Here is a 20934-nt window from a genome sequence, read left to right as displayed (position 1 = left end):
GTAATTAATGGAAAAATTTTTATTAGGTGATTTAGCAAAACAAATCGGCGGTTCTCTTAGAGGGAACGCCGATTTGGCAATTTCAAAGATTGCTCCTTTTGCACAAGCGACAGGTAATGAAATTACATTTATTTCAAATGCAAAATTTCGTACACGATTAAAAGAGTGTCAAGCTGGTGCAATTATTGTGCATCAAAACGATGTTGAATTTTGTTTGGAAGAACAAAACTTAATTATTGTTGAAGATCCTTATGTTGCTTATGCATTATTGGCTCAATATATGGATAAAACACCAAAGTCTGCACAGGGAATTTCTCCAAGTGCGATCATTTCTGACAATGTGAAATTGGGAAAAAATGTTTCTGTGGGCGCAAATGCAGTGATTGAAAGTGGCGCAGAAATTGGTGATGAAGTGAGTATTGGTGCAGGCTGTTTTGTGGGTAAAAATACTAAAATAGGTGCGAAAACTCAGTTATGGGCAAATGTGTCTGTTTATCACAATGTTCAAATTGGTGAAAATTGTTTGATTCAATCGTCAGCTGTGATTGGAAGTGATGGTTTTGGTTATGCGAATGCTAAGGGACGTTGGGTGAAGATTCCTCAAACAGGTGGCGTTATTATTGGCAATAATGTTGAAATTGGGGCTTGTACTTGTATTGATCGAGGTGCTTTGGACGCAACGGTGATTGAAGATAATGTGATTATTGATAATTTATGTCAAATTGCACACAATGTTCATATTGGCACTGGTTCTGCTATTGCAGGTGGTGCTATATTAGCGGGTAGTTTAAAAGTGGGACGCTATTGCTTAATTGGTGGTGCGAGTGTGATTAATGGGCATATTGAAATTTGTGATGGTACTACTATTACAGGAATGAGTATGGTCATAAAGTCAATTACTGAAAAAGGAACTTATTCATCGGGTACTCCAGCACAGTCTAATAAAGTATGGCGTAAAGCAACGGCTCTTACAATGAATATTAATGAAATGAATAAGAGATTAAAACAGCTAGAACAGTATGTTAATAAAAAGGAGCAAGGGGAATAGTGTTGGAAACAGAATATCAATCTAGAATTATCGAAGTAACAGAGATAATGGAGCTTTTACCACATCGCTATCCATTCTTGTTGGTAGATAGAGTTATTGGTTTTGAAGAAGGTAAGTGGATTACTGCTATTAAAAATGTTAGTGTTAATGAACCTTGTTTTACAGGGCATTTTCCAGAGCAACCAGTTTTTCCTGGTGTTTTAATTTTGGAATCACTTGCTCAAGCAATGGGAATCTTGGCATTTAAGACACATAGTTTAAATAAAAAAGAAATTTTTTATTTTGCAGGCGTTGATAAAGCACGTTTCAAAAAACCTGTGTTACCTGGTGATCAAATGAAATTACACGTTGAAATTTTAAAAGAGCTTCGAGGTGTTATTCGTTTCACTGGCGTTGTAACTGTTGATGGAAAAGTGGTGTGTGAAGCAGAGTTGATGTGTGCACGTCGTCAATCTTAAGGAGTGTTTATGCAATTAATTCATTCAACTGCTAAAATTAGCCCCCTTGCTATTATTGAGGAAGGGGCTGTTATTGGCAAAGAAGTCGAAATTGGGGCATTTACTATCATTGGTAAAGATGTAGAAATTGGTGCAAGAACGAAAATTCATTCCCATGTTATCATTAACGGACGTACTCAAATTGGTAAGGATAATGAGATTTATCAATTTGCAAGTATTGGTGAAAAGAATCAAGATTTAAAGTATGGAAATGAACCTACTAAAACCATTATTGGCGATAGAAACCGTATTCGTGAGAGTGTCACTATTCATAGAGGTACAGTACAGGGAGGGAGCATAACAAAAATTGGTGATGATAATTTATTTATGATCAATGCCCATATTGCTCACGATTGCCAAATTGGTAATCGTTGTATTTTAGCCAATAATGCTACACTTGCAGGTCACGTATTATTAGAGGATTTTGTGATTGTTGGTGGAATGTCTGCGGTACATCAATTTGTTATTATTGGTGCTCATGTAATGTTAGGAGGAGGTTCCATTGTTTGTCAGGATATACCTCCTTATGTAATGGCTCAGGGGAATCACGCTCGTCCATTTGGTATAAATATTGAAGGACTAAAAAGACGTGGTTTTGAAAAACCAACAATGCGAGCGATTCGTAATATATACAAATTAATTTATCGTAGTGGTAAAACAATTGAGGAAATTATACCTGAAATAGAGCATTATGCTAAAACAGAAGTTGCGGTAAGTCTCTTTTTAAATTTCTTTAAGCGTTCAACTCGAGGAATTATTCGTTAAGATTTTGAGTGAATATTAGTAACTAGAACGGAAGCGGTAAGATTTTTGTAAAAAATATTAATAATCTTACCGCTTGTTTTTTTATGTTTTATTCTTGAATATCGTCTGATTCTTGTTTACTGCTGATTTCTTGTGGTAGCAGTAAGTTCATTGCAATAGCAATGACGGCACACAGAGCAATACCTTTGATGGCAAAGAAACCAACATCGATAAGCATTCCGCCAATACCAAATGTGAGAACTACGGATACAATACACAGGTTACGAGGTTGATTTAAATCAACGTTGTTTTTAATCAGAGAGTTAATACCCACGACAGCAATCGCACCAAATACGAGCATCATAATTCCACCCATTACAACTGCTGGAATAGTTTGTAAGAATGCACCGATTTTTCCTACGAAAGCCATTAAAATTGCAAACACGGCAGCCCAAGTCATAATTTTAGGATTGAAGTTTTTAGTCAGCATTACTGCGCCCGTTACTTCTGAATAAGTGGTATTAGGTGGACCACCTAAGAATGATGCTGCGATAGTTGCGACACCATCACCTAACAATGTACGGTTTAAACCTGGTTTTTTGAGGAAGTTTTTATTTGTTACTTGACTAATTGCCATCATATCACCGATATGTTCAATTGCTGGTGCAATTGCGATAGGAAGCATATATAAAATGGCTTCTAATTTAAATTCAGGTGTCGTGATTTGAGGCATTGCAAACCAAGGAGCTTCAATGATTTTGGTAAAATCAACAATTCCCATAAAGATTGAAAGAATGTAACCCACAGTAATGGCGCATAAAATTGGTATTAAACGTAAGATTCCTTTTGCAAATACTGATACGATAAGAGTTACTAGAAGGGTCGTCATTGAAATAATGATAGATGTATTATAATCTGTACCTGTTGCTTTTCCTGTTGCCATATTTACGGCGACAGGTGCTAAACTTAAACCAATAATAATAATGATAGGACCAACCACCACAGGAGGGAAGAGCTTCATCAATATATCATTGCCACGTAGTTTTACAAAAGTACTTAAGACTACATATACTAATCCAGAACAAGCAAGAGCACCTAATGTAACTGGGATTCCCCATGTTTGGACACCATATTGAATAGGGGCAATAAAGGCAAAACTAGAGGCCAAAAAAATTGGTACTTGTCGTTTCGTAATTAATTGAAATAACAAAGTACCAATTCCAGCGGTAAGCAGCGCAGTATTTGGATTAAGTCCAGTTAAGAGGGGGACCAAAACCAATGCTCCAAAGGCGACAAAGAGCATTTGGAGCCCCAGAAAAGCTTGCTTATGGGGCGTAATTTTTTCAGTATGCATAGAGTTCTCCATTAGTTAACAAAATCTGACGGATTATACTGAATAAAAAAAATAACGCAAACGTTTTCGTTATTTTTTTTACAATTTTTACCTTAATATAAAAGATAATCTAATAAATTTACAGAAAACACTTGCAAACCCCCCCTTCTTTTTGGCAAGCTAACCGTGATTTTATCTCTTATAAAATTCTTATATTAAAATAAAAAACAGGAGTAATTATGGAAGCACCTCTCTTTTATGGCAGTATAACTGCTTTGATCACCCCGATGATACAAGATGAGGTTAATTTTGAAGACTTAAAAAAATTAATTGAATATCACATTGAGTCTGGAACAAATGCGATTGTTGCAATGGGAACAACAGGTGAATCGGCGACGTCCACTTTTGAAGAAGATTTGAAAGTAATCACAAAATGTGTTGAGTTTGCAGATGGACGTATTCCAATTATTGCAGGAACAGGATCAAATTGTACAAGAGATGCGATTGAAATCACTAAGTTGGTTGCAGATGTAGGTGTAGTAGGATGTTTAACGGTTGTTCCTTATTATAATAGACCAACCCAAGAAGGTATATATCAGCATTATAAGGCGATTGCAGAGAGTACTGATTTGCCGCAAATACTCTATAATGTACCAAGTAGGACAGGAAGTGATTTATTACCTGAAACAGTAGGGCGACTTGCTAAAATTCCTAATATTGTTGCTATCAAAGAGGCAACAGGTGATTTAACTCGTGTGTCACAAATAAAAGCAGCCGCTGGCGATGATTTTATTTTCTTGAGTGGTGATGATTTAACAGGCTTTGAATCAATGAAATGTGGAGGACAAGGCGTTATTTCAGTAACCAATAATGTTGCAGCTAAAGATATGGCAATTATGTGTGATTTAGTGCGTCAAGGTCGTCTTGAGGAAGCTGAAGTCATTAATCAGCGTTTAATCCCACTACATAAAAATCTTTTTATAGAGTCAAATCCAAGTCCTGTAAAATGGGCTGCTTATAAATTAGGTTTAATTAGTGAACCAAGTTTACGCTTACCTTTATTAACACTCTCAGAAGAAGCACAACCTATAGTGCTAGAATCTTTAATGCAAGCTGGAGTGATTAAATAATTTTTAATCAGTAAAAATATAACATTAACTAAGAGCCTTTATCCTTCTCAGTAAAGGTTCTTTATTTTTCTGAAAAGCATTAAGAATTTTATTAATTGTCTTCTCATTTTATCGATTAATCTGTATAATCCTCTCGCAATCTTTCTTATCCAATTTTATATTTATTTCGAGGAATTATTGCAATGTTAAGAATCAAACAGGAAGCATTAACTTTTGATGATGTGTTACTTGTCCCAGCCCACTCAAAGGTATTACCTAATACCGCTAATCTTTCAACTCAATTAACCAAAGATATTCGCTTAAATATTCCAATGCTTAGTGCTGCAATGGATACGGTTACTGAAGCAAGACTGGCTATTTCCCTTGCTCAAGAAGGTGGCATTGGTTTTATTCATAAAAATATGTCGATTGAACGTCAGGCTTCACGTGTCAGAATTGTTAAAAAATTCGAAAGTGGTGTGGTTAAAGATCCCGTTACCGTCTCGCCAGATATAACCCTTGCAGAGTTAGCGGAAGTAGTGAAAAAAAATAAATTTGCAGGCTATCCTGTGGTTGATAGCAATAATGATCTCGTTGGTATTATTACTGGTCGTGATACTCGCTTTGTCTCAGATTTAACTCAAAAAATCTCTGAAATGATGACACCAAAGGAGCGTTTAATCACAGTTAAAGAAAATGCGGAGCGTGCAGAAATTTTAAAACTGATGCACGATAATCGTATTGAAAAAGTGTTAGTGGTTGATGACAATTTCAAATTAAAAGGAATGATCACCGTTAAAGATTTCCAAAAAGCTGAACAAAAACCGAATGCCTGTAAAGATGAATTTGGACGTCTGCGTGTTGGTGCTGCAGTGGGTGCAGGTGAAGGCAATGAAGAGCGTATCGACGCTTTAGTTAAAGCAGGGGTTGATATTCTTTTAATTGATAGTAGTCACGGTCATTCAGAAGGTGTATTACAACGAGTGCGTGAAACACGAGCTAAATATCCAGATTTACCTATTATTGCAGGTAATGTGGCCACCGCAGCAGGGGCGATTGCTTTAGCCGATGCAGGAGCAAGTGCAGTAAAAGTAGGGATTGGACCTGGTTCAATTTGTACCACTCGAATTGTCACAGGCGTGGGCGTACCACAAGTCACTGCTATTTCAGAAGCTGCAGAGGCATTAAAAGAGCGTGGTATTGCTGTTATTGCCGATGGCGGCATTCGTTTCTCAGGTGATATTGCAAAAGCGATCGCAGCAGGGGCTTCGTGCGTAATGGTTGGCTCAATGTTTGCAGGAACAGAAGAAGCACCGGGTGAAATTGAACTTTATCAAGGTAGATCATTCAAGTCTTATCGTGGAATGGGTTCACTTGGCGCAATGGCAAAAGGTTCATCAGATCGCTATTTTCAGTCCGATAACGCCTCAGATAAATTAGTGCCAGAAGGTATTGAAGGGCGTATTCCTTACAAAGGTTTTTTAAAAGAAGTGATTCATCAACAAATGGGTGGATTACGTTCTTGTATGGGCTTAACTGGCTGTGCCACTATCGAAGAACTTCGTACTAAAGCAGAATTTGTACGAATCAGTGGCGCTGGAATTAAAGAAAGCCACGTCCACGATGTAAGTATTACCAAAGAGGCTCCGAATTACCGTATGGGATAAATATTATTGCAAATTGCGATGATTTTTCACGTCATCTTATTTGTGAGGCTTGTGGTAATAAAATTATTGAAGATTAAGCGGTCACATTTTGTATTAAATTTGCAAAATGATTGTTTACTAAATTACTGATGGCTACAATGTTGAAGATGTAGCCATAAAAGAGGGTTTTATATTTATGACAGATAAAGATCTAAATCAAAATTTAGAGAACTCAGAAGAAATACAAAATAAAAAACAAACCGCTTATGAATGGTTTGCTAATGCAGATCCTCGTGTCGCTGATATTGAATTAGATATTCCGCCACGCTGTAAAGCTAATCGCCCTATTCCTTTTGTAGATTATGGATTAGAGGATGAATAACAATTTTTATAAGCAATAAAATATTAGAGGATACTTATGGGATCAAGAGTTAATACAATGGTTTTTCCTTTTAAAGGATCTGATGATGAATTAAAAAATCTAGTAACATCATTCATTAATGACGAAAATCCATTAGGATATGAAATAGTAATTTTCAGAAAAAAAGATTATGTAATAGTTAATGGTATTGATTTATTATGGAAAATCTTACCAGAGCCGCATATTTTAGAAGAGTTTTTTGAAAAAAATAATTTTAAGCCTACATATACTTGGTTATTTCTTCAATATGATTTTTCAGATTCTTTTGGTTATGCTATTTTTGAAAATGGTAAAAATATTCGTAGTGTATTTAGAGATGGGGAGGAAGATCTAGAACCTATTTTTATTGGAAAACCTCTTGATTTTGAAGGAAAATATTTGAATGCTACTTATCATTATATTGATATGAATTCAGATGATGAACCCATATATTCTGAATTACCAACAGAAACAAATAATCCTGACCCAGATTATGAACCCTATTATATGAAAATCTATTCAGTAGAAAATGAAGAAATTCGTGGTGATTTACTTGTTTGTTGTATGATGCACGAACTTTCAGAGAAATTATTAGGATTTAATATAGCTCTAGATAATATTAATGAAGATAAAAGAATTGTTATTCAATCAGCTAAAAAATTAGAGTATCTTGAACAACAATTAAAACAATCACAAGGAAATAAACTTCTATCTTGGATAAGATCAATTTTTAAAGGAAAATAGAGAATAAAATGAACAACATACACAACCATAAAATTTTAATTTTAGATTTTGGATCGCAATATACCCAACTTATCGCACGTCGTGTGCGTGAAATTGGGGTGTATTGTGAGCTTTGGGCTTGGGACGTGAGTGAAGCTCAAATTCGTGAATTTAATCCAACAGGGATTATTCTTTCTGGGGGGCCTGAAAGCACCACAGAGCAAGGTAGCCCTCGAGCACCTGAATATGTATTTAATGCAGGTGTGCCAGTGCTTGGTATTTGTTATGGAATGCAAACAATGGCAATGCAATTGGGAGGATTAACAGAAGGATCGGAACACCGTGAATTTGGTTATGCTCAGGTAGAGTTAAAAGTACAAGATCAATTATTTGCAAAATTAAATGATAATCTTACCGCTTCAAATCCTCAACTTGATGTATGGATGAGTCACGGCGACAAAGTAACAAAATTACCACAAGGTTTCCAAGTGACAGGTTTAACCCCAACTTGCCCTATTGCTGCGATGTCGGATGAAAACCGTCAATTCTACGGTGTACAGTTCCACCCAGAAGTAACTCACACTAAACAAGGTTTACAATTATTAACTAATTTTGTGGTTAATATTTGTGACTGTGAAACCAAATGGACAGCGGAAAATATTATTGAAGATGCCGTTGCTCGTGTTAAAGCACAAGTGGGTGATGATGAAGTTATTTTAGGTTTATCAGGTGGCGTAGATTCATCGGTGGTGGCGTTACTGCTGCACCGTGCAATCGGTAAAAAATTACACTGTGTTTTTGTAGATAACGGCTTATTACGCTTAAACGAAGCTGAGCAAGTTATGGAAATGTTTGGCGATAAATTTGGTTTAAATATCGTTAAAGTTGATGCTGAAAAACGTTTCTTAGATCGCCTTGCAGGTGTTGATGAACCAGAGGCGAAACGCAAAATTATTGGTAATGTGTTTGTTGAAGTCTTTGATGAAGAATCACATAAACACAGTAATGTAAAATGGCTTGCACAGGGCACGATTTACCCTGATGTGATCGAATCTGCCGCAAGTAAAACCGGTAAAGCTCACGTAATCAAATCTCATCACAATGTTGGCGGATTACCTGATTATATGAAACTCGGCTTAGTTGAACCACTACGAGAACTGTTTAAGGACGAAGTACGAAAAATCGGCTTAGCCTTAGGTCTACCTGCTCAAATGCTCAACCGCCATCCATTCCCTGGACCAGGTTTAGGAGTGCGTGTTTTAGGTGAAGTGAAAAAAGAATATTGCGATTTACTCCGCAAGGCAGACGCTATTTTTATCGAAGAACTACACAACGCCGATTGGTACTACAAAGTCAGCCAAGCCTTTACTGTATTCTTACCTGTAAAATCCGTAGGCGTAATGGGTGATGGACGTAAATATGATTGGGTGGTCTCACTACGTGCCGTAGAAACCATTGATTTTATGACTGCTCACTGGGCACATTTACCTTATGACTTATTAGGTAAAGTATCGAACCGTATTATCAATGAAGTAGATGGAATTTCTCGTGTGGTTTATGATATTAGCGGAAAACCACCTGCGACGATTGAGTGGGAGTGATTTTTCACTATTTTACAACATTTCAAAAACAACTCTAAAGCCCTATTTATAGGGCTTTTTTCATTTCAAAGTGTTTCACAACATTTGATTGTATTTCACTTTTTCAGCATAATCTACGATATTAATTTTTTATACCGTTAAAAATGTCCATTACACTGAAAATGAATAAAATAATTATATCGGTCGCTTAGAGCAAGACCCAAATGCAAAATGGTGATTGTGTGGCAAATAAAAGTCCGCATCTTCTCGTTGCGTGATTGCTACCTTATCGGCATGTTAAGCCACAGCAAAAAAGCCAAAGAATTTAAACATTGGGTGGTAGATCTTTTAGACAAAGAAACAGCAGACCAAAAAATACAAATCAAAAATACTCCACCGATTGACGAAACGGCAATCGAAATTATCACAAGGCTCTACCAACATTCACTCCAAGCGCACGAAATGCGCACCAAATTCCTCCCAGGCGACAAAATAGACCTAACAATCAGCGGCTATTACCTTTACAATATGGATATGCCACTCAAACAAATCCTAACAAAAGCCAAAGATTACATATAATCAGAAAATCAACATATTATGTATATTAGGGGCATGGTTGATTTGTTGGGGTGATTTGCAAATTTTTATAAAAATAAGACCACTTAATGTGGTCTTTTAACATATTGTCAATATTTTTATTTGTTCTCATAGAAGACTACAGCTTTCTTATATAAGAAATCAGCAACTTTTTCAGAACTTCTAACATCATCTGGTAATTCATCTTTGATTACATCTTCTAATTTATTTCCGATTTCTTTCAAGAGTTTTTGTTTAGAAAGAAAACTCACAATATATCCCGGTGTTAAATTAGGCGGTGTATTTTCATCTAATTTATGTAAAACATTATTAATCATCGTAGCAACTTCATAAGATTCGTTGCGATTAAATAATTTACTATCTAGACTTTTTTTATCCGGATTATCTCCAGGTGTCGTTGTATCTAAATATTCCTCTTTCAAGTCAGATACTTTAAATTCAAAACTCATAATTTTTACTCCTCTACTATTACTTTCTAGTAACTTTTATTATTAAAAGTTACTAGAAATATATGGGGATTACCTTTCACTTTTTCAATACAATATTAGATTCGGCATAAAGGACAAAAAGAATGGTAAAAAGTCGTTTGAAACCTTATACAATAAGGCTTTAAGCGACTTTTTTGAATGAATTTAAAAAAATGTGAAAAATGCAATAGTAAAAAACTTCAAAAATATGGTTATAAACAAGGAAAACAACGCTATAAATGCAACTCTTGTAATTACCAATTCATCTATAAAAACAAGCCTAAAATAGACCAAATTTGGAATGATTATGTTTATGGAAAACAAACCTATAAACAGCTTGCTCAAAAGTATAATTACAGCTCCAAAACTATTCAAAGGAAGCTAAAATCTCATCAAATAAAAGTATCAAACAAAACATCAAGAAGTGTAGTTCTTATTATTGACACAACTTACTTTAAACAGAGTTTTGGGGTAATGTTATTTACAGATGCTTATACAGGTGAAAATCTACTAAAATACTATGTTAAAAATGAAAATAACTATTTGTATTTAAAGGGGATTGATGAACTATTACTACAAGGATTTATTATTAAAGGTATTGTTTGCGATGGTCGTCGAGGTTTAATAAAAAGCCTGTCATTTTATCCCGTTCAATTTTGTCAATTTCATCAAGTTAAGATAATTCAAAGATACCTTTCAAAACGCTCTAAACAACCTACTGTAAAGGATTTATGGCTAATTACTAATTTGCTTACTCAAGTAACAGAAATACAATTTAAGGACTTTCTAGAACAATGGTTTGATGAGTATGAAGACTATTATAATGAATGTACTCTAAATCCTGAAACAGGCAAATCTCACTATACACATAGACGTTTAAGAAGTGCTTTTAGAAGCTTAAAAACTAATCTATCTTATCTGTTTACTTACCAAAAATATCCAACCTTAAATATCCCAAATACCTCGAATAAAATTGAAGGGAGTTTTGCTCATTTAAAGCAAAAATTAAGGTGTCATAATGGTTTAAAGTTGAAGCAAAAAATGAAATTAATAGATGAGATTTTAGGGTGTTAAATTATAAAAAAATAGGCTAAATAAAAGTATATTATTTAGCCTGTTTATTAGCATTATTTTTGTCCTTTACTCAAGTACTACTAAAAAATAGCATTACTTTTGTCCTTTATGCCACAAAATTCTAATATTTATAAAACAAGTTGCTTAGGATCACATTGATAAATAACAGCTAAACGCTTACAGGTTTTAAGTTGAGGTGTAGATCCTTTTTTCTCAGCTTGAGAAATAGAAGATTGTGTTAAACCTGTTTTTTTAGCAACATCATATTGAGACAAACCACGATAAATACGCCAAGAAGCCAATAAGCTAATATCTTGTTCAAGCATAATATCAATAACTTGATGTGGAATCGTTTCATTATCATTATCACTTGGTTGAACATAAACTTCTTCCCAATTGTCTTCATTATCATCAAGTGTAGCGATTGCCTTATATTGCTGCAGTGCTTTATACTCATCAACAGGAACTACAACAAAAAGTTCTTTACCTTGTTGATCGTAGATAATCTGTAAGCTCATAATTGTTCCTTAATTGTATGTTTGTTCGCTTCTACGTTTAATAGCCTGAATACTAATAATTCTAGGCTCATCGTTGATCACTTCAAAAACAATACGATATTTACCTACTCGTATTCTATATTGAGACTGCGAACCTTTTAACTTCTTAATATCAAGATTGACATCTGGGAAATTCACAAGAGTAGCAACACTATCTTTAATAGGCTTAATATAACGACTATCAATTTTTAAAAGTTGTTTAGTTGCTTTTACTGTCCACAGCAATTCATTCATTTGCTATCTCTTTATTTTTCTAATCATTAGATAATAAGTTTTTGTTTTATTGTTGTCAATGAGAAATATATTTTTTAACAGTAACCATCAAAAACAATCCTTCCCTTTCCTTAATTCAATAAATTCCTCTAACGAATTAGCTATCAAAAAAGGATTAATTTCTTTTTCTAAGGTAATAGAAGAGGGGAGTGTTGGTTTGTTTTGAGAGCGTAGTTTTTCAACTTGCTGTTTATATTGTTGTACAGCCTGATTGTTGGGGTGAACACTTTCCACAAATTGAAGATTGCTATAAGTATATTCGTGAGCAGGGTAGATTTTTACATTATCGGCTAATAATCGAAAGCGTTGCAGAGTGTTAAATTGTGCAACATAATCCCCTGTAAATACACGTCCACAACCTGCTGAAAACAGTGAGTCACCACAGAAAAGGTATTTTTCATCAACCAGATAGCTAATATGTTGTGCTGTATGTCCTGCACTGTCAATCACTTGAATTTGACAACCTAAGCATTCAAACTGTTGATTATGTTCAACAATTTTAGTGGTAAATTGAGAAAGTTCTGCAGAACCATAAACAGTTAAATGAGGATAATGTTCCACTAATTCGGCAACCCCACCAGTATGATCAGCGTGATTGTGTGTTAATAATATAGCGGTAGGTTGTAACTGATTTTTTGCAAAAAAATCTAATAAAGTGACTGCTTGTGAGGGATCGACAATGATCACTTTATCCGTTTTTTGAATTAACCAAATATAATTATCGGATAATACAGGAATAGGGGTCACTTTCATTTTATTTTCCTAGTCGTCTTTTTTTAAGAAAAGAGCAGCTGCACCACGTGAACCACCCGAGTCACCGTGAATTGCTTTTTTAATCACAGGCACTTTTGCAGAACGCATTAAATAAGGCGGTAATGCTTTTGGTAGAGCTTCATAAATATAATCAAAATTAGATAAACCACCACCAAAAACAATCATATCAGGATCTAATACCGTAATCAGATTGCTAATACAAATTGCCATTAATTTTACATATTTTTCAACAAATCGTACCGCTTGTGGTTGTTGATTATAAAAGTTTTCGATAATGGTTTTGGCGGATAAGCCCTCACCCTCTAACTCGTTATATAACATTTCAAAACCACGTCCTGAAATATAAGTATCTAAACACGCTTTATTGCCACAGCCACAGTCAAAAATAGGGGCGTTATCCCAACCTAATAATTGTAAAGCGTGATAATTTAATTGTTGATGACCTACTTCTCCAGCCATACCAATTCTGCCTGAATGCACTTTGCCATCAAAAATCAAACCGCCACCAAAACCAGTGCCGATAATTAAGCCTAATACTGTGGAATATTGTTGATTTTCTTTATCCCACGCTTCTGAAAGAGCAAAGCAGTTGGCATCATTTTCAGCTTTCACTTCACGCTCTAAACATTTACTGAGATCTTTTAAAATAGGTTTATTATCTGCCACTCGAATATTGGTAATTTCAGCAATACCTGTTTCGTGATTAACAAAACCTGGTAAACCTAATCCAACCATTCCTTTAGTATTGAATTTTTTATCTGCGTTAAGCACAAGGGTTTTAATGGTATCTAACCAATCTTCATAGCTAGTTTGAGGAGTGGGTGTGCGTTCAGAATAGAGTTTATCAAGTTGCTCATTAAATACAGCAAGCTCAATTTTTGTACCGCCAATATCTAATCCGTAATAATAGGTCATTCTTAATTCTCCTTGTTAATATTTTTATGGAGGAATTATATAAGAAATTATCTAAAAATAGTGAAAAAAATATTTACGCAAACGTTTGCGTTAGATATAATTTACACGATTCTTTACTTTATCTCACACTTTTTAAGGAAAATTTATGAACAGTAAATTATTTTATGCGATTGAAGACAAACCACCTATAGGGTTGAGTTTATTACTGGCTCTGCAGCATTTACTTGCCGCTATTGGTGGAATTGTTGCAGTTCCTTTGGTTATCGGTAATGTACTGAAATTATCGACGGAAGATACTATTGTATTAGTGAATGCCGCCTTATTGGTTTCTGGTATTGTCACTATCATACAATGTCGAGGAATAGGACACATTGGTATACGTTTACCCGCTGTAATGGGAACAAGTTTTACTTTTGTGGCGGCTGCATTAGCGATTGGCTTTAGTGATGCTGGTGTTGGTGGGATTTTAGGTTCATCACTTGTTGCTTCTTTAGTAATGATCATTGGTAGTTTCTTTATGCCACATATTCGTAAATTATTTCCACCTGTGGTAACGGGGACAGTCGTAATGATGATTGGACTTAGCTTAATTCCAGTTGCCGTAGATTGGTTTGCTGGTGCTCAAGTCGGTGATCCTAATTACGCTGAACCCAAAAACTTGATGATGGCAACCTTTGTATTAGTTATTGTTGTGACATTGGTGCAATGGGGACGAGGTATTTTTTCTGCAGCAGCCATTGTGATTGGTATGATGATTGGCTATATTACTGCTCTCTGTTTAGGTTGGGTGGATTTCTCAGGGGTAAAATCTGCTCAATTTTTTGCTATACCCCAGCCTCTCCATTTTGGGTTATCTTTCCCTATTTCTGGTATTATCGGAATGAGTATTGCCTATTTGGTGACCATTGTGGAGTCCAGTGGTAATTTTCTTGCATTAGGTGATGCAACCAAAACAGAAGTGACACCACAACAATTTAAACAAGGCATTTTAGCAGAAGGGTTAGGCTCTGCACTGGCTGCTATTATGTCTACCACACCTTTTTCAACCTTTTCACAAAATATCGGTTTAATCACCTTAACAGGGGTTGCCAGTCGTTATGTTGTGGCATTAACAGGCGTATTATTAGTATTAGCAGGACTTTTCCCTGTATTTGGAGCGTTAATTGTTTCTATTCCTCTTCCTGTATTAGGTGGGGCGGGAATTATTATGTTTGCAATGATTATTGCTGCAGGTATTCAAATGCTTAACAATGTAGAACGCACTAGCCGTAATGGTTTAATTATTGCGATTGCTATTGGTGGTGGATTAGCGGTGACTACTCGACCAGAGTTATTAGGTAAATTACCTGCATTCTTTAAAGAAATTTTTGGTTCTGGTATTACAGTTGGCGCAGTATTAGCACTTTCACTCAATTTAATTCTTCCTAAAGACTTAGAATTAGATATTATACCAGAGGTAAAATAAGCTAAAAAAAGACCACTCATTAGAGTGGTCTTTACTGTCTTATTAGTTGTTACAAATGTTTTTGCAAATTTTCGATAACAAGTTACCGCTTGTTTTAGATCGATTTTTTTGCTTTTGGTAAAGTGATCTTTTTATCTTCACTTTCACGATACAAAACTAAAATATGCCCAATGGTTTGTACATTTGTCGCTTTGGTTTCACGTATAATCGCATCAATGATCAACTGCTTCATTTCACGATCTGCCCCTGAAATTTTTACTTTAATCAACTCGTGATGATTAAGCGCACAATCAATTTCCGCTAACACACCCTCTGTTAACCCATTGTTACCAAGCATTACTACTGGACTTAAATGATGAGCCAGACTTTTTAAGTATTGTTTCTGTTTTGTTGTTAATATAACTGACATTATAAGTATTCCTTTAATTTAAAAATTAGGGCGAAAATAGCATAATTTGTTAAAAAAGTCAGGTTTATTTTATATAAAATTTTGTTAGAATGAGAGGACGTTTAGGGAGTTAAAGTTATTTTTCGCTCAAAAAATCATAGGAACTTATATGTCTAGTACAATTTTAAAAACCATACCACTAGGTCAAAAAGTGGGAATCGCCTTTTCAGGAGGGTTAGATACCAGTGCCGCTATATTATGGATGCGTCAAAAAGGCGCTGTTCCTTATGCTTATACGGCAAATTTAGGGCAACCTGATGAAGATAATTATGATGTAATTCCTAAAAAAGCAATGGAATACGGTGCTGAAAAAGCACGTTTAATTGATTGCCGTAGCCAACTGGCTTATGAAGGTATTGTCGCCATCCAATGTGGTGCGTTTCATATTTCTACAGGTGGAATGCCTTATTTTAATACTACACCATTAGGACGAGCTGTGACTGGTACAATGCTTGTTGCGGCAATGCAACAAGATGGCGTGAATATTTGGGGTGATGGAAGTACCTATAAAGGGAACGATATTGAACGTTTCTACCGTTACGGCTTAATTACTAACCCAGATCTACAAATTTATAAGCCTTGGTTAGATGAACAATTTATCGATGAACTAGGTGGACGTTTAGAAATGTCACAATTTTTAATTCAAAATGGATTTGATTATAAAATGTCCGTTGAAAAAGCCTATTCAACAGATTCTAATATGTTAGGAGCAACGCACGAAGCGAAGGATTTGGAGTATCTGGATACCAATGTGAACATCGTCAAACCTATTATGGGCGTTGCCTTTTGGGACGAAAGTGTCAAAATTGAAACGGAACAGGTTAAAGTGCGTTTTGAGGAAGGGATACCAGTTGCATTAAATGGAAAATATTTTGATGATTTGGTGGAATTAATTTTAGAAGCGAACAAAATTGGTGGCAGACACGGATTAGGAATGTCTGATCAAATTGAAAATCGTATTATAGAAGCCAAATCACGTGGTATTTATGAAGCACCTGCTATGGCATTGCTACATATTGCTTATGAACGATTACTGACAGGGATCCATAACGAAGACACTATCGAGCAATACCGTATTAATGGATTACGTCTTGGACGCTTACTTTATCAAGGGCGTTGGTTTGATTCGCAAGCATTAATGCTACGTGAAACAGCACAACGTTGGGTTGCTAAAGCAATCACAGGGGAAGTTACCCTAGAACTACGTCGAGGTAATGATTATTCTATCTTAAATACAGAGTCTGAAAACTTGACTTATCAAGCAGAACGACTCAGTATGGAAAAAGTAGAAGATGCAGCATTTACTGCAACAGATCGTATCGGACAGCTTACAATGCGTAATCTTGATATCAAAGATACACGTGATAAGCTCAGTCTTTATACACAAACAGGGCTGATTTCGAGTAAAAACAATATCGTGCCACAGTTAGAAAATAAATAGTATTTATTACAGATTAAAATACCTTCCTTACTTGTAAAGAGTAGGGAAGGAATTTTTTTATTAAGGAAAATATGAGCATCAATGTCACCGAAATTGTACTTCACCAACTGATACAAAAAGAAGCAGAAGTCACTGAATTAACGACCTTATTAAGAGAAAACCTACTTGAAATTACCCCAGAAGTAGATCAAATGATGTTACAACTACATCAAGCTTATCAAGGCAAAGCAAAAGGCTACGGAGTCTTTCAAGAAACCTCTATTTTTGCGCAAGAACTTAATCGTCTATTGGAACAAGAAACAGATTTTCTTCCTTTTAGCCATCATTGTGCCAAGATGTTAGCGACAGAATTAGCGAAATACCCTTTTGCAGGAGGGGGCACATTTATCCTATGCCGTTATAACTTTTTAGCCACAGAGTATTTATTTATCGCCTTAATCGATAATAGAGCCTCGATTTTAGTTGATGACAAATTAGAGATTAAACGAACGCAATATTTAGAAATGGCACAATATGACATTGCGTGTCGAATCAATTTAACAGAGTTAAAATTAGATGCCCAATCTAACCGTTACTTAACTTTTATAAAAGGGCGAGTAGGGCGAAAGGTGGCGGATTTCTTTATGGACTTTTTAGGGGCAGAAGCAGGGCTTGATCCAAAAGTACAAAATCAAACATTATTACAAGCCGTCCACGACTATTGTGATCAAGGAGAGTTGAGTACAGATCAAACTCGAGCAGTAAAAACACAAGTCTTTGATTACTGCAAAGGGCAAATGAACAGTGGAGAAGAGATTGCTATTTCAGCATTAGCGAATGAAATTCCAACACTTAATGAACAAAATTTTGCTCAATTTACCCAATCTCAAGACTATGGTTTAGAGGAAACAATCCCCCCTGTTCGTAATACTTTAAAAACATTAACCAAGTATTCAGGCTCAGGAAAAGGGATTACCTTAAGTTTTGATGCTCAATTATTGAACCAACGTATTATTTGGGACGAACTAAATGACACTTTAACAATCAAAGAAATACCTCCTAACTTGCGAGATCAACTTCAACGCAATAAATAATGGCATTTAAAGGTAAGTTTCGGTATTATTCACCCAATAAAAATAAATGAAAGGTTAACACTATGAAAATAAAATCTCTTCTTATATCAGCATTACTGATGGCAGGCATCACAGGTTGTTCTACACTAGAAAAAGTGGTGTATCGTATTGATGTACCACAGGGTAATTATTTAGAAAAAGAAAAAGTCGATCAACTTAAAATAGGAATGAACAAAGAACAAGTTAATTACCTATTAGGTACGCCACTATTAAGAGATATTTTTGCACAAGATCGTTGGAGTTACGTGTTTATTAAACGACAAGGTCATCAAAAACCTGTTCAACATACCTTATTTGTTTATTTTAATCAGCAAGGTTTAGTAAGCGATATTCAGCTTGATAAACCGCTTAAGCAAACAAAGAAATAATTATTAGTGTATCTAATTCTGCTCCTGAGTGTCCGTTCTCGGTTCCTGAGCCTGTTGAGGATGAGAGAACGAAGTAAGAAACAAATTCAGAGTGGAAACGCCGAACACTTCGATATTTCGACAGGCTCAATAACCGAGCTCAATAGCCGAACCTCAGTGTTCTGTGTGAAAACACCTACCACTTCGACGGGCTCAGTGACTGGTGTTTGGGGAAGTTCAGTGACTGGTGTTTGTCTAGTCCGTGATCGATATTTTTTGCGTCGATATCTCCGTTCTCGGTTCCTGAGCCTGTTGAGGATGAGAGAACGAAGTAAGAAACAAATTCAGAGTGGAAACGCCGAACACTTCGATATTTCGACAGGCTCAATAACCGAGCTCAATAGCCGAACCTCAGTGTTCTGTGTGAAAACACCTACCACTTCTCAGTGACCGGTGTTTGGGTAAGTTCAGTGACTGGTGTTTGTCTAGTCCGTGATCGATATTTTTTGCGTCGATATCTCCGTTCTCGGTTCCTGAGCCTGTCGAGGATGAGAGAACGAAGTAAGAAGCAAATTCAGAGTGGAAACGTCGAACACTTCGATATTTCGACAGGCTCAATAACCGAGCTCAATAGCCGAACCTCAGTGTTCTGTGTGAAAACACCTACCACTTCGACGGGCTCAGTGACCGGTGTTTGGGGAAGTTCAGTGACTGGTGTTTGTCTAGTCCGTGATCGATATTTTTGCGTCGATATCTCCGTTCTCGGTTCCTGAGCCTGTCGAGGATGAGAGAACGAAGTAAGAAGCAAATTCAGAGTGGAAACGTCGAACACTTCGATATTTCGACAGGCTCAATAACCGAGCTCAATAGCCGAACCTCAGTGTTCTGTGTGAAAACACCTACCACTTCGACGGGCTCAGTGACCGGTGTTTGGGGAAGTTCAGTGACTGGTGTTTGTCTAGTCCGTGATCGATATTTTTTGCGTCGATATCTCCGTTCTCGGTTCCTGAGCCTGTCGAAGGATGAGAGAACGAAGTAAGAAATAAATTAAACATTTAAAATAAACCAATGAAAACACAAATACGACAACATTTACACGAACTACAGCGAGTTATGGAAAGTCATCAATTATGGGAAAGTACTGCTCCCTCGCCAGAGGCGTTAAATAATGATCAACCTTTTTGTATTGGCACGCTTTGTGCAACACAATGGTTACAATGGATTTTTATTCCAAGAATGGAAGCGTTGATTGAGGCTAATGCAGCGCTACCTACTCAGTTTTCTATTACACCTTATCTTGAAGAAGCATTGAAAAATAAAGCTTATTTATCAGCACTTTGCCACCCAATTCGTCAAATTGAAACAGCGTTAAACCAATAATGGCATTAACGATTTTATACCAAGATAGCGATTTGATTGCCATCAACAAACCTGCTGGAATGTTAGTACATCGAAGTTGGTTGGATAAACACGAAACAGTGTTTGCAATGCAAACATTACGAGATCAAATTGGACAACACGTATTTCCGATTCATCGATTAGATCGACCTACATCGGGAGTTTTACTGTTCGCTTTAAACAGTGAAATGGCTCGCTTAATGAGTGAACAATTTCAGCAACACCAGATACAAAAAAAGTACCTCGCCATCGTACGAGGCTATCTAAATGGAGAAGGGCAGATTGATTATCCCCTTAAAGAACAGTTAGATAAAATTGCAGATAAATTTTCACAGCCTAAAGCGCCACAACAAGCTATTACTGACTATCGTTGTTTAGCACAAATTGAAATGCCTTACCCTGCAGGAAAGCATCAAACGGCGCGCTATTCCCTTGTTGAACTTTCACCCAAAACAGGGCGAAAACATCAATTAAGGCGTCATCTTAAACATCTCTTTCATCCCATTATTGGCGACACACGTTATGGTGACCTGAACCAAAATCGCACTTTTTTCGAAAAAAGTGGTTGTAACCGTTTGTTTTTACACGCTCAATCACTCACCTTTATACACCCTAAAACATTGCAAAAAATCGTCGTGATCGCACCGCTTGATCTACAATGGCACAGAATATTTGAATTTTTTGATCTAAATGTTAAAAATGATCTGTAATTGATCTAAGGAGGGTTGCCCTTGATTAATAAGGGTTTTGCGATTAAATTCACTTAAACTATTATAAAACAATACACTAAAGTGATCTTGTTATATGATCTGTTGATCTGTGATGCAGGATCGGACCTTATCACTTAAATAACATAAAACCTAATAAAAACAATGGCTTTCTTGCCTTTAACGTCCTGTTCTGTTACACTATTCTACAATTATCACATTTAATTACTTACTTGTTACCAGAAGTGACAGAATTTACAGGCTATAAAAAGGAATTTG

At 35.9% G+C, this 20934-nt stretch carries 23 protein-coding genes; 16 read left to right on the top strand and 7 right to left on the bottom strand.

Going from position 1 to position 20934, the window contains the following annotated elements; genetic code table 11:
* The first annotated feature begins 7 nt into the window (after positions 1–7).
* Genes lpxD through lpxA form a run of 3 tightly spaced genes read left to right on the top strand, consistent with a single transcriptional unit; the run spans position 8 to position 2310 of the window.
* Positions 8–1048, top strand: coding sequence for a UDP-3-O-(3-hydroxymyristoyl)glucosamine N-acyltransferase (lpxD, locus tag A6B44_RS06175; RefSeq protein ID WP_090919491.1), 1041 nt, complete (start codon positions 8–10; stop codon positions 1046–1048).
* A 2-nt stretch (positions 1049–1050) separates the two neighbouring features.
* On the top strand, positions 1051–1506 hold the full coding sequence (gene fabZ, locus A6B44_RS06170) for a 3-hydroxyacyl-ACP dehydratase FabZ (protein ID WP_090919665.1): 456 nt from the start codon (positions 1051–1053) through the stop codon (positions 1504–1506).
* Between the two features lie 9 nt (positions 1507–1515).
* The gene (gene lpxA, locus A6B44_RS06165; protein WP_090919494.1) at positions 1516–2310 is read left to right on the top strand and encodes an acyl-ACP--UDP-N-acetylglucosamine O-acyltransferase; all 795 of its coding nucleotides are present in this window, start codon (positions 1516–1518) and stop codon (positions 2308–2310) included.
* An 88-nt stretch (positions 2311–2398) separates the two neighbouring features.
* On the opposite strand, the gene A6B44_RS06160 is transcribed toward lpxA, so the two are convergent.
* On the bottom strand, positions 2399–3643 hold the full coding sequence (locus A6B44_RS06160; protein WP_090919497.1) for a uracil-xanthine permease family protein: 1245 nt from the start codon (positions 3641–3643) through the stop codon (positions 2399–2401).
* Between the two features lie 218 nt (positions 3644–3861).
* Here A6B44_RS06160 and dapA point away from each other — a divergent pair, with 218 nt between their 5' ends.
* The 6 genes from dapA to A6B44_RS06130 all read left to right on the top strand — a co-directional run bounded on the left by dapA (position 3862) and on the right by A6B44_RS06130 (position 9659).
* Positions 3862–4752: a 4-hydroxy-tetrahydrodipicolinate synthase gene (gene dapA / locus A6B44_RS06155; protein ID WP_090919500.1), complete on the top strand. Its 891-nt coding sequence runs from the start codon at positions 3862–3864 to the stop codon at positions 4750–4752.
* 182 nt (positions 4753–4934) lie between these two features.
* On the top strand, positions 4935–6398 hold the full coding sequence (gene guaB / locus A6B44_RS06150; RefSeq protein WP_090919503.1) for an IMP dehydrogenase: 1464 nt from the start codon (positions 4935–4937) through the stop codon (positions 6396–6398).
* Positions 6399–6573: 175 nt separating this feature from the next.
* The gene (locus tag A6B44_RS06145) at positions 6574–6759 is read left to right on the top strand and encodes a hypothetical protein (RefSeq protein WP_090919506.1); all 186 of its coding nucleotides are present in this window, start codon (positions 6574–6576) and stop codon (positions 6757–6759) included.
* Positions 6760–6795: 36 nt separating this feature from the next.
* Positions 6796–7521 (top strand): hypothetical protein, encoded by a 726-nt coding sequence (locus A6B44_RS06140; RefSeq protein WP_090919509.1) that lies wholly within the window; start codon positions 6796–6798, stop codon positions 7519–7521.
* Positions 7522–7529: 8 nt separating this feature from the next.
* A complete protein-coding gene (gene guaA, locus A6B44_RS06135; RefSeq protein ID WP_090919512.1) occupies positions 7530–9101 on the top strand; it encodes a glutamine-hydrolyzing GMP synthase in 1572 nt (523 codons plus the stop codon).
* A gap of 210 nt (positions 9102–9311) precedes the next feature.
* Entirely contained in the window at positions 9312–9659 is a 348-nt protein-coding gene (locus tag A6B44_RS06130; RefSeq protein ID WP_090919515.1) for a BRO-N domain-containing protein, read from the top strand.
* A 116-nt stretch (positions 9660–9775) separates the two neighbouring features.
* Here A6B44_RS06130 and A6B44_RS06125 read toward each other — a convergent pair whose 3' ends face one another.
* Complete coding sequence (locus A6B44_RS06125; RefSeq protein ID WP_090919518.1) at positions 9776–10126, bottom strand: hypothetical protein; 351 nt, start codon at positions 10124–10126, stop codon at positions 9776–9778.
* 177 nt (positions 10127–10303) lie between these two features.
* Here A6B44_RS06125 and A6B44_RS06120 point away from each other — a divergent pair, with 177 nt between their 5' ends.
* Positions 10304–11218, top strand: a complete 915-nt coding sequence (locus A6B44_RS06120; protein WP_246253095.1) for an IS256 family transposase, variant Zn-binding type — start codon at positions 10304–10306, stop codon at positions 11216–11218.
* A 128-nt stretch (positions 11219–11346) separates the two neighbouring features.
* Here the strand turns inward: A6B44_RS06120 and A6B44_RS06115 are convergent, their stop codons facing one another.
* From A6B44_RS06115 to nagK, 4 genes are all read right to left on the bottom strand, one after another.
* A complete protein-coding gene (locus tag A6B44_RS06115; RefSeq protein WP_090919521.1) occupies positions 11347–11736 on the bottom strand; it encodes a helix-turn-helix domain-containing protein in 390 nt (129 codons plus the stop codon).
* Between the two features lie 9 nt (positions 11737–11745).
* Positions 11746–12009 carry a type II toxin-antitoxin system RelE family toxin gene (locus tag A6B44_RS06110; RefSeq protein WP_090919524.1) on the bottom strand — a complete coding sequence of 88 codons (264 nt, stop codon included), beginning with the start codon at positions 12007–12009 and terminating at the stop codon, positions 11746–11748.
* 87 nt (positions 12010–12096) lie between these two features.
* Positions 12097–12801 (bottom strand): hydroxyacylglutathione hydrolase, encoded by a 705-nt coding sequence (gene gloB, locus A6B44_RS06105; RefSeq protein WP_090919527.1) that lies wholly within the window; start codon positions 12799–12801, stop codon positions 12097–12099.
* A 9-nt stretch (positions 12802–12810) separates the two neighbouring features.
* Positions 12811–13737 (bottom strand): N-acetylglucosamine kinase, encoded by a 927-nt coding sequence (gene nagK, locus A6B44_RS06100; RefSeq protein WP_090919530.1) that lies wholly within the window; start codon positions 13735–13737, stop codon positions 12811–12813.
* Positions 13738–13882: 145 nt separating this feature from the next.
* Between nagK and A6B44_RS06095 the strand changes: the two genes are divergently transcribed.
* A complete protein-coding gene (locus tag A6B44_RS06095) occupies positions 13883–15202 on the top strand; it encodes a nucleobase:cation symporter-2 family protein (protein ID WP_090919533.1) in 1320 nt (439 codons plus the stop codon).
* Between the two features lie 94 nt (positions 15203–15296).
* Here the strand turns inward: A6B44_RS06095 and yhbY are convergent, their stop codons facing one another.
* Entirely contained in the window at positions 15297–15611 is a 315-nt protein-coding gene (yhbY, locus tag A6B44_RS06090) for a ribosome assembly RNA-binding protein YhbY (RefSeq protein WP_090919536.1), read from the bottom strand.
* Between the two features lie 148 nt (positions 15612–15759).
* Here yhbY and argG point away from each other — a divergent pair, with 148 nt between their 5' ends.
* The 5 genes from argG to truC all read left to right on the top strand — a co-directional run bounded on the left by argG (position 15760) and on the right by truC (position 20658).
* Positions 15760–17091 (top strand): argininosuccinate synthase, encoded by a 1332-nt coding sequence (argG, locus tag A6B44_RS06085; RefSeq protein ID WP_090919538.1) that lies wholly within the window; start codon positions 15760–15762, stop codon positions 17089–17091.
* 71 nt (positions 17092–17162) lie between these two features.
* On the top strand, positions 17163–18164 hold the full coding sequence (gene yejK / locus A6B44_RS06080; protein WP_090919541.1) for a nucleoid-associated protein YejK: 1002 nt from the start codon (positions 17163–17165) through the stop codon (positions 18162–18164).
* A gap of 62 nt (positions 18165–18226) precedes the next feature.
* On the top strand, positions 18227–18571 hold the full coding sequence (gene bamE / locus A6B44_RS06075) for an outer membrane protein assembly factor BamE (protein ID WP_090919543.1): 345 nt from the start codon (positions 18227–18229) through the stop codon (positions 18569–18571).
* Positions 18572–19618: 1047 nt separating this feature from the next.
* On the top strand, positions 19619–19930 hold the full coding sequence (locus A6B44_RS06070) for a YqcC family protein (protein ID WP_090919546.1): 312 nt from the start codon (positions 19619–19621) through the stop codon (positions 19928–19930).
* The gene (gene truC / locus A6B44_RS06065) at positions 19930–20658 is read left to right on the top strand and encodes a tRNA pseudouridine(65) synthase TruC (protein WP_090919548.1); all 729 of its coding nucleotides are present in this window, start codon (positions 19930–19932) and stop codon (positions 20656–20658) included. The genes A6B44_RS06070 and truC overlap by 1 nt, the downstream gene beginning before the upstream one ends.
* Positions 20659–20934: the final 276 nt, after the last annotated feature.

This window comes from Pasteurella skyensis (assembly GCF_013377295.1).
GTDB lineage: Bacteria > Pseudomonadota > Gammaproteobacteria > Enterobacterales > Pasteurellaceae > Phocoenobacter > Phocoenobacter skyensis.
This window is presented reverse-complemented; position numbering and strand designations above follow the sequence as displayed.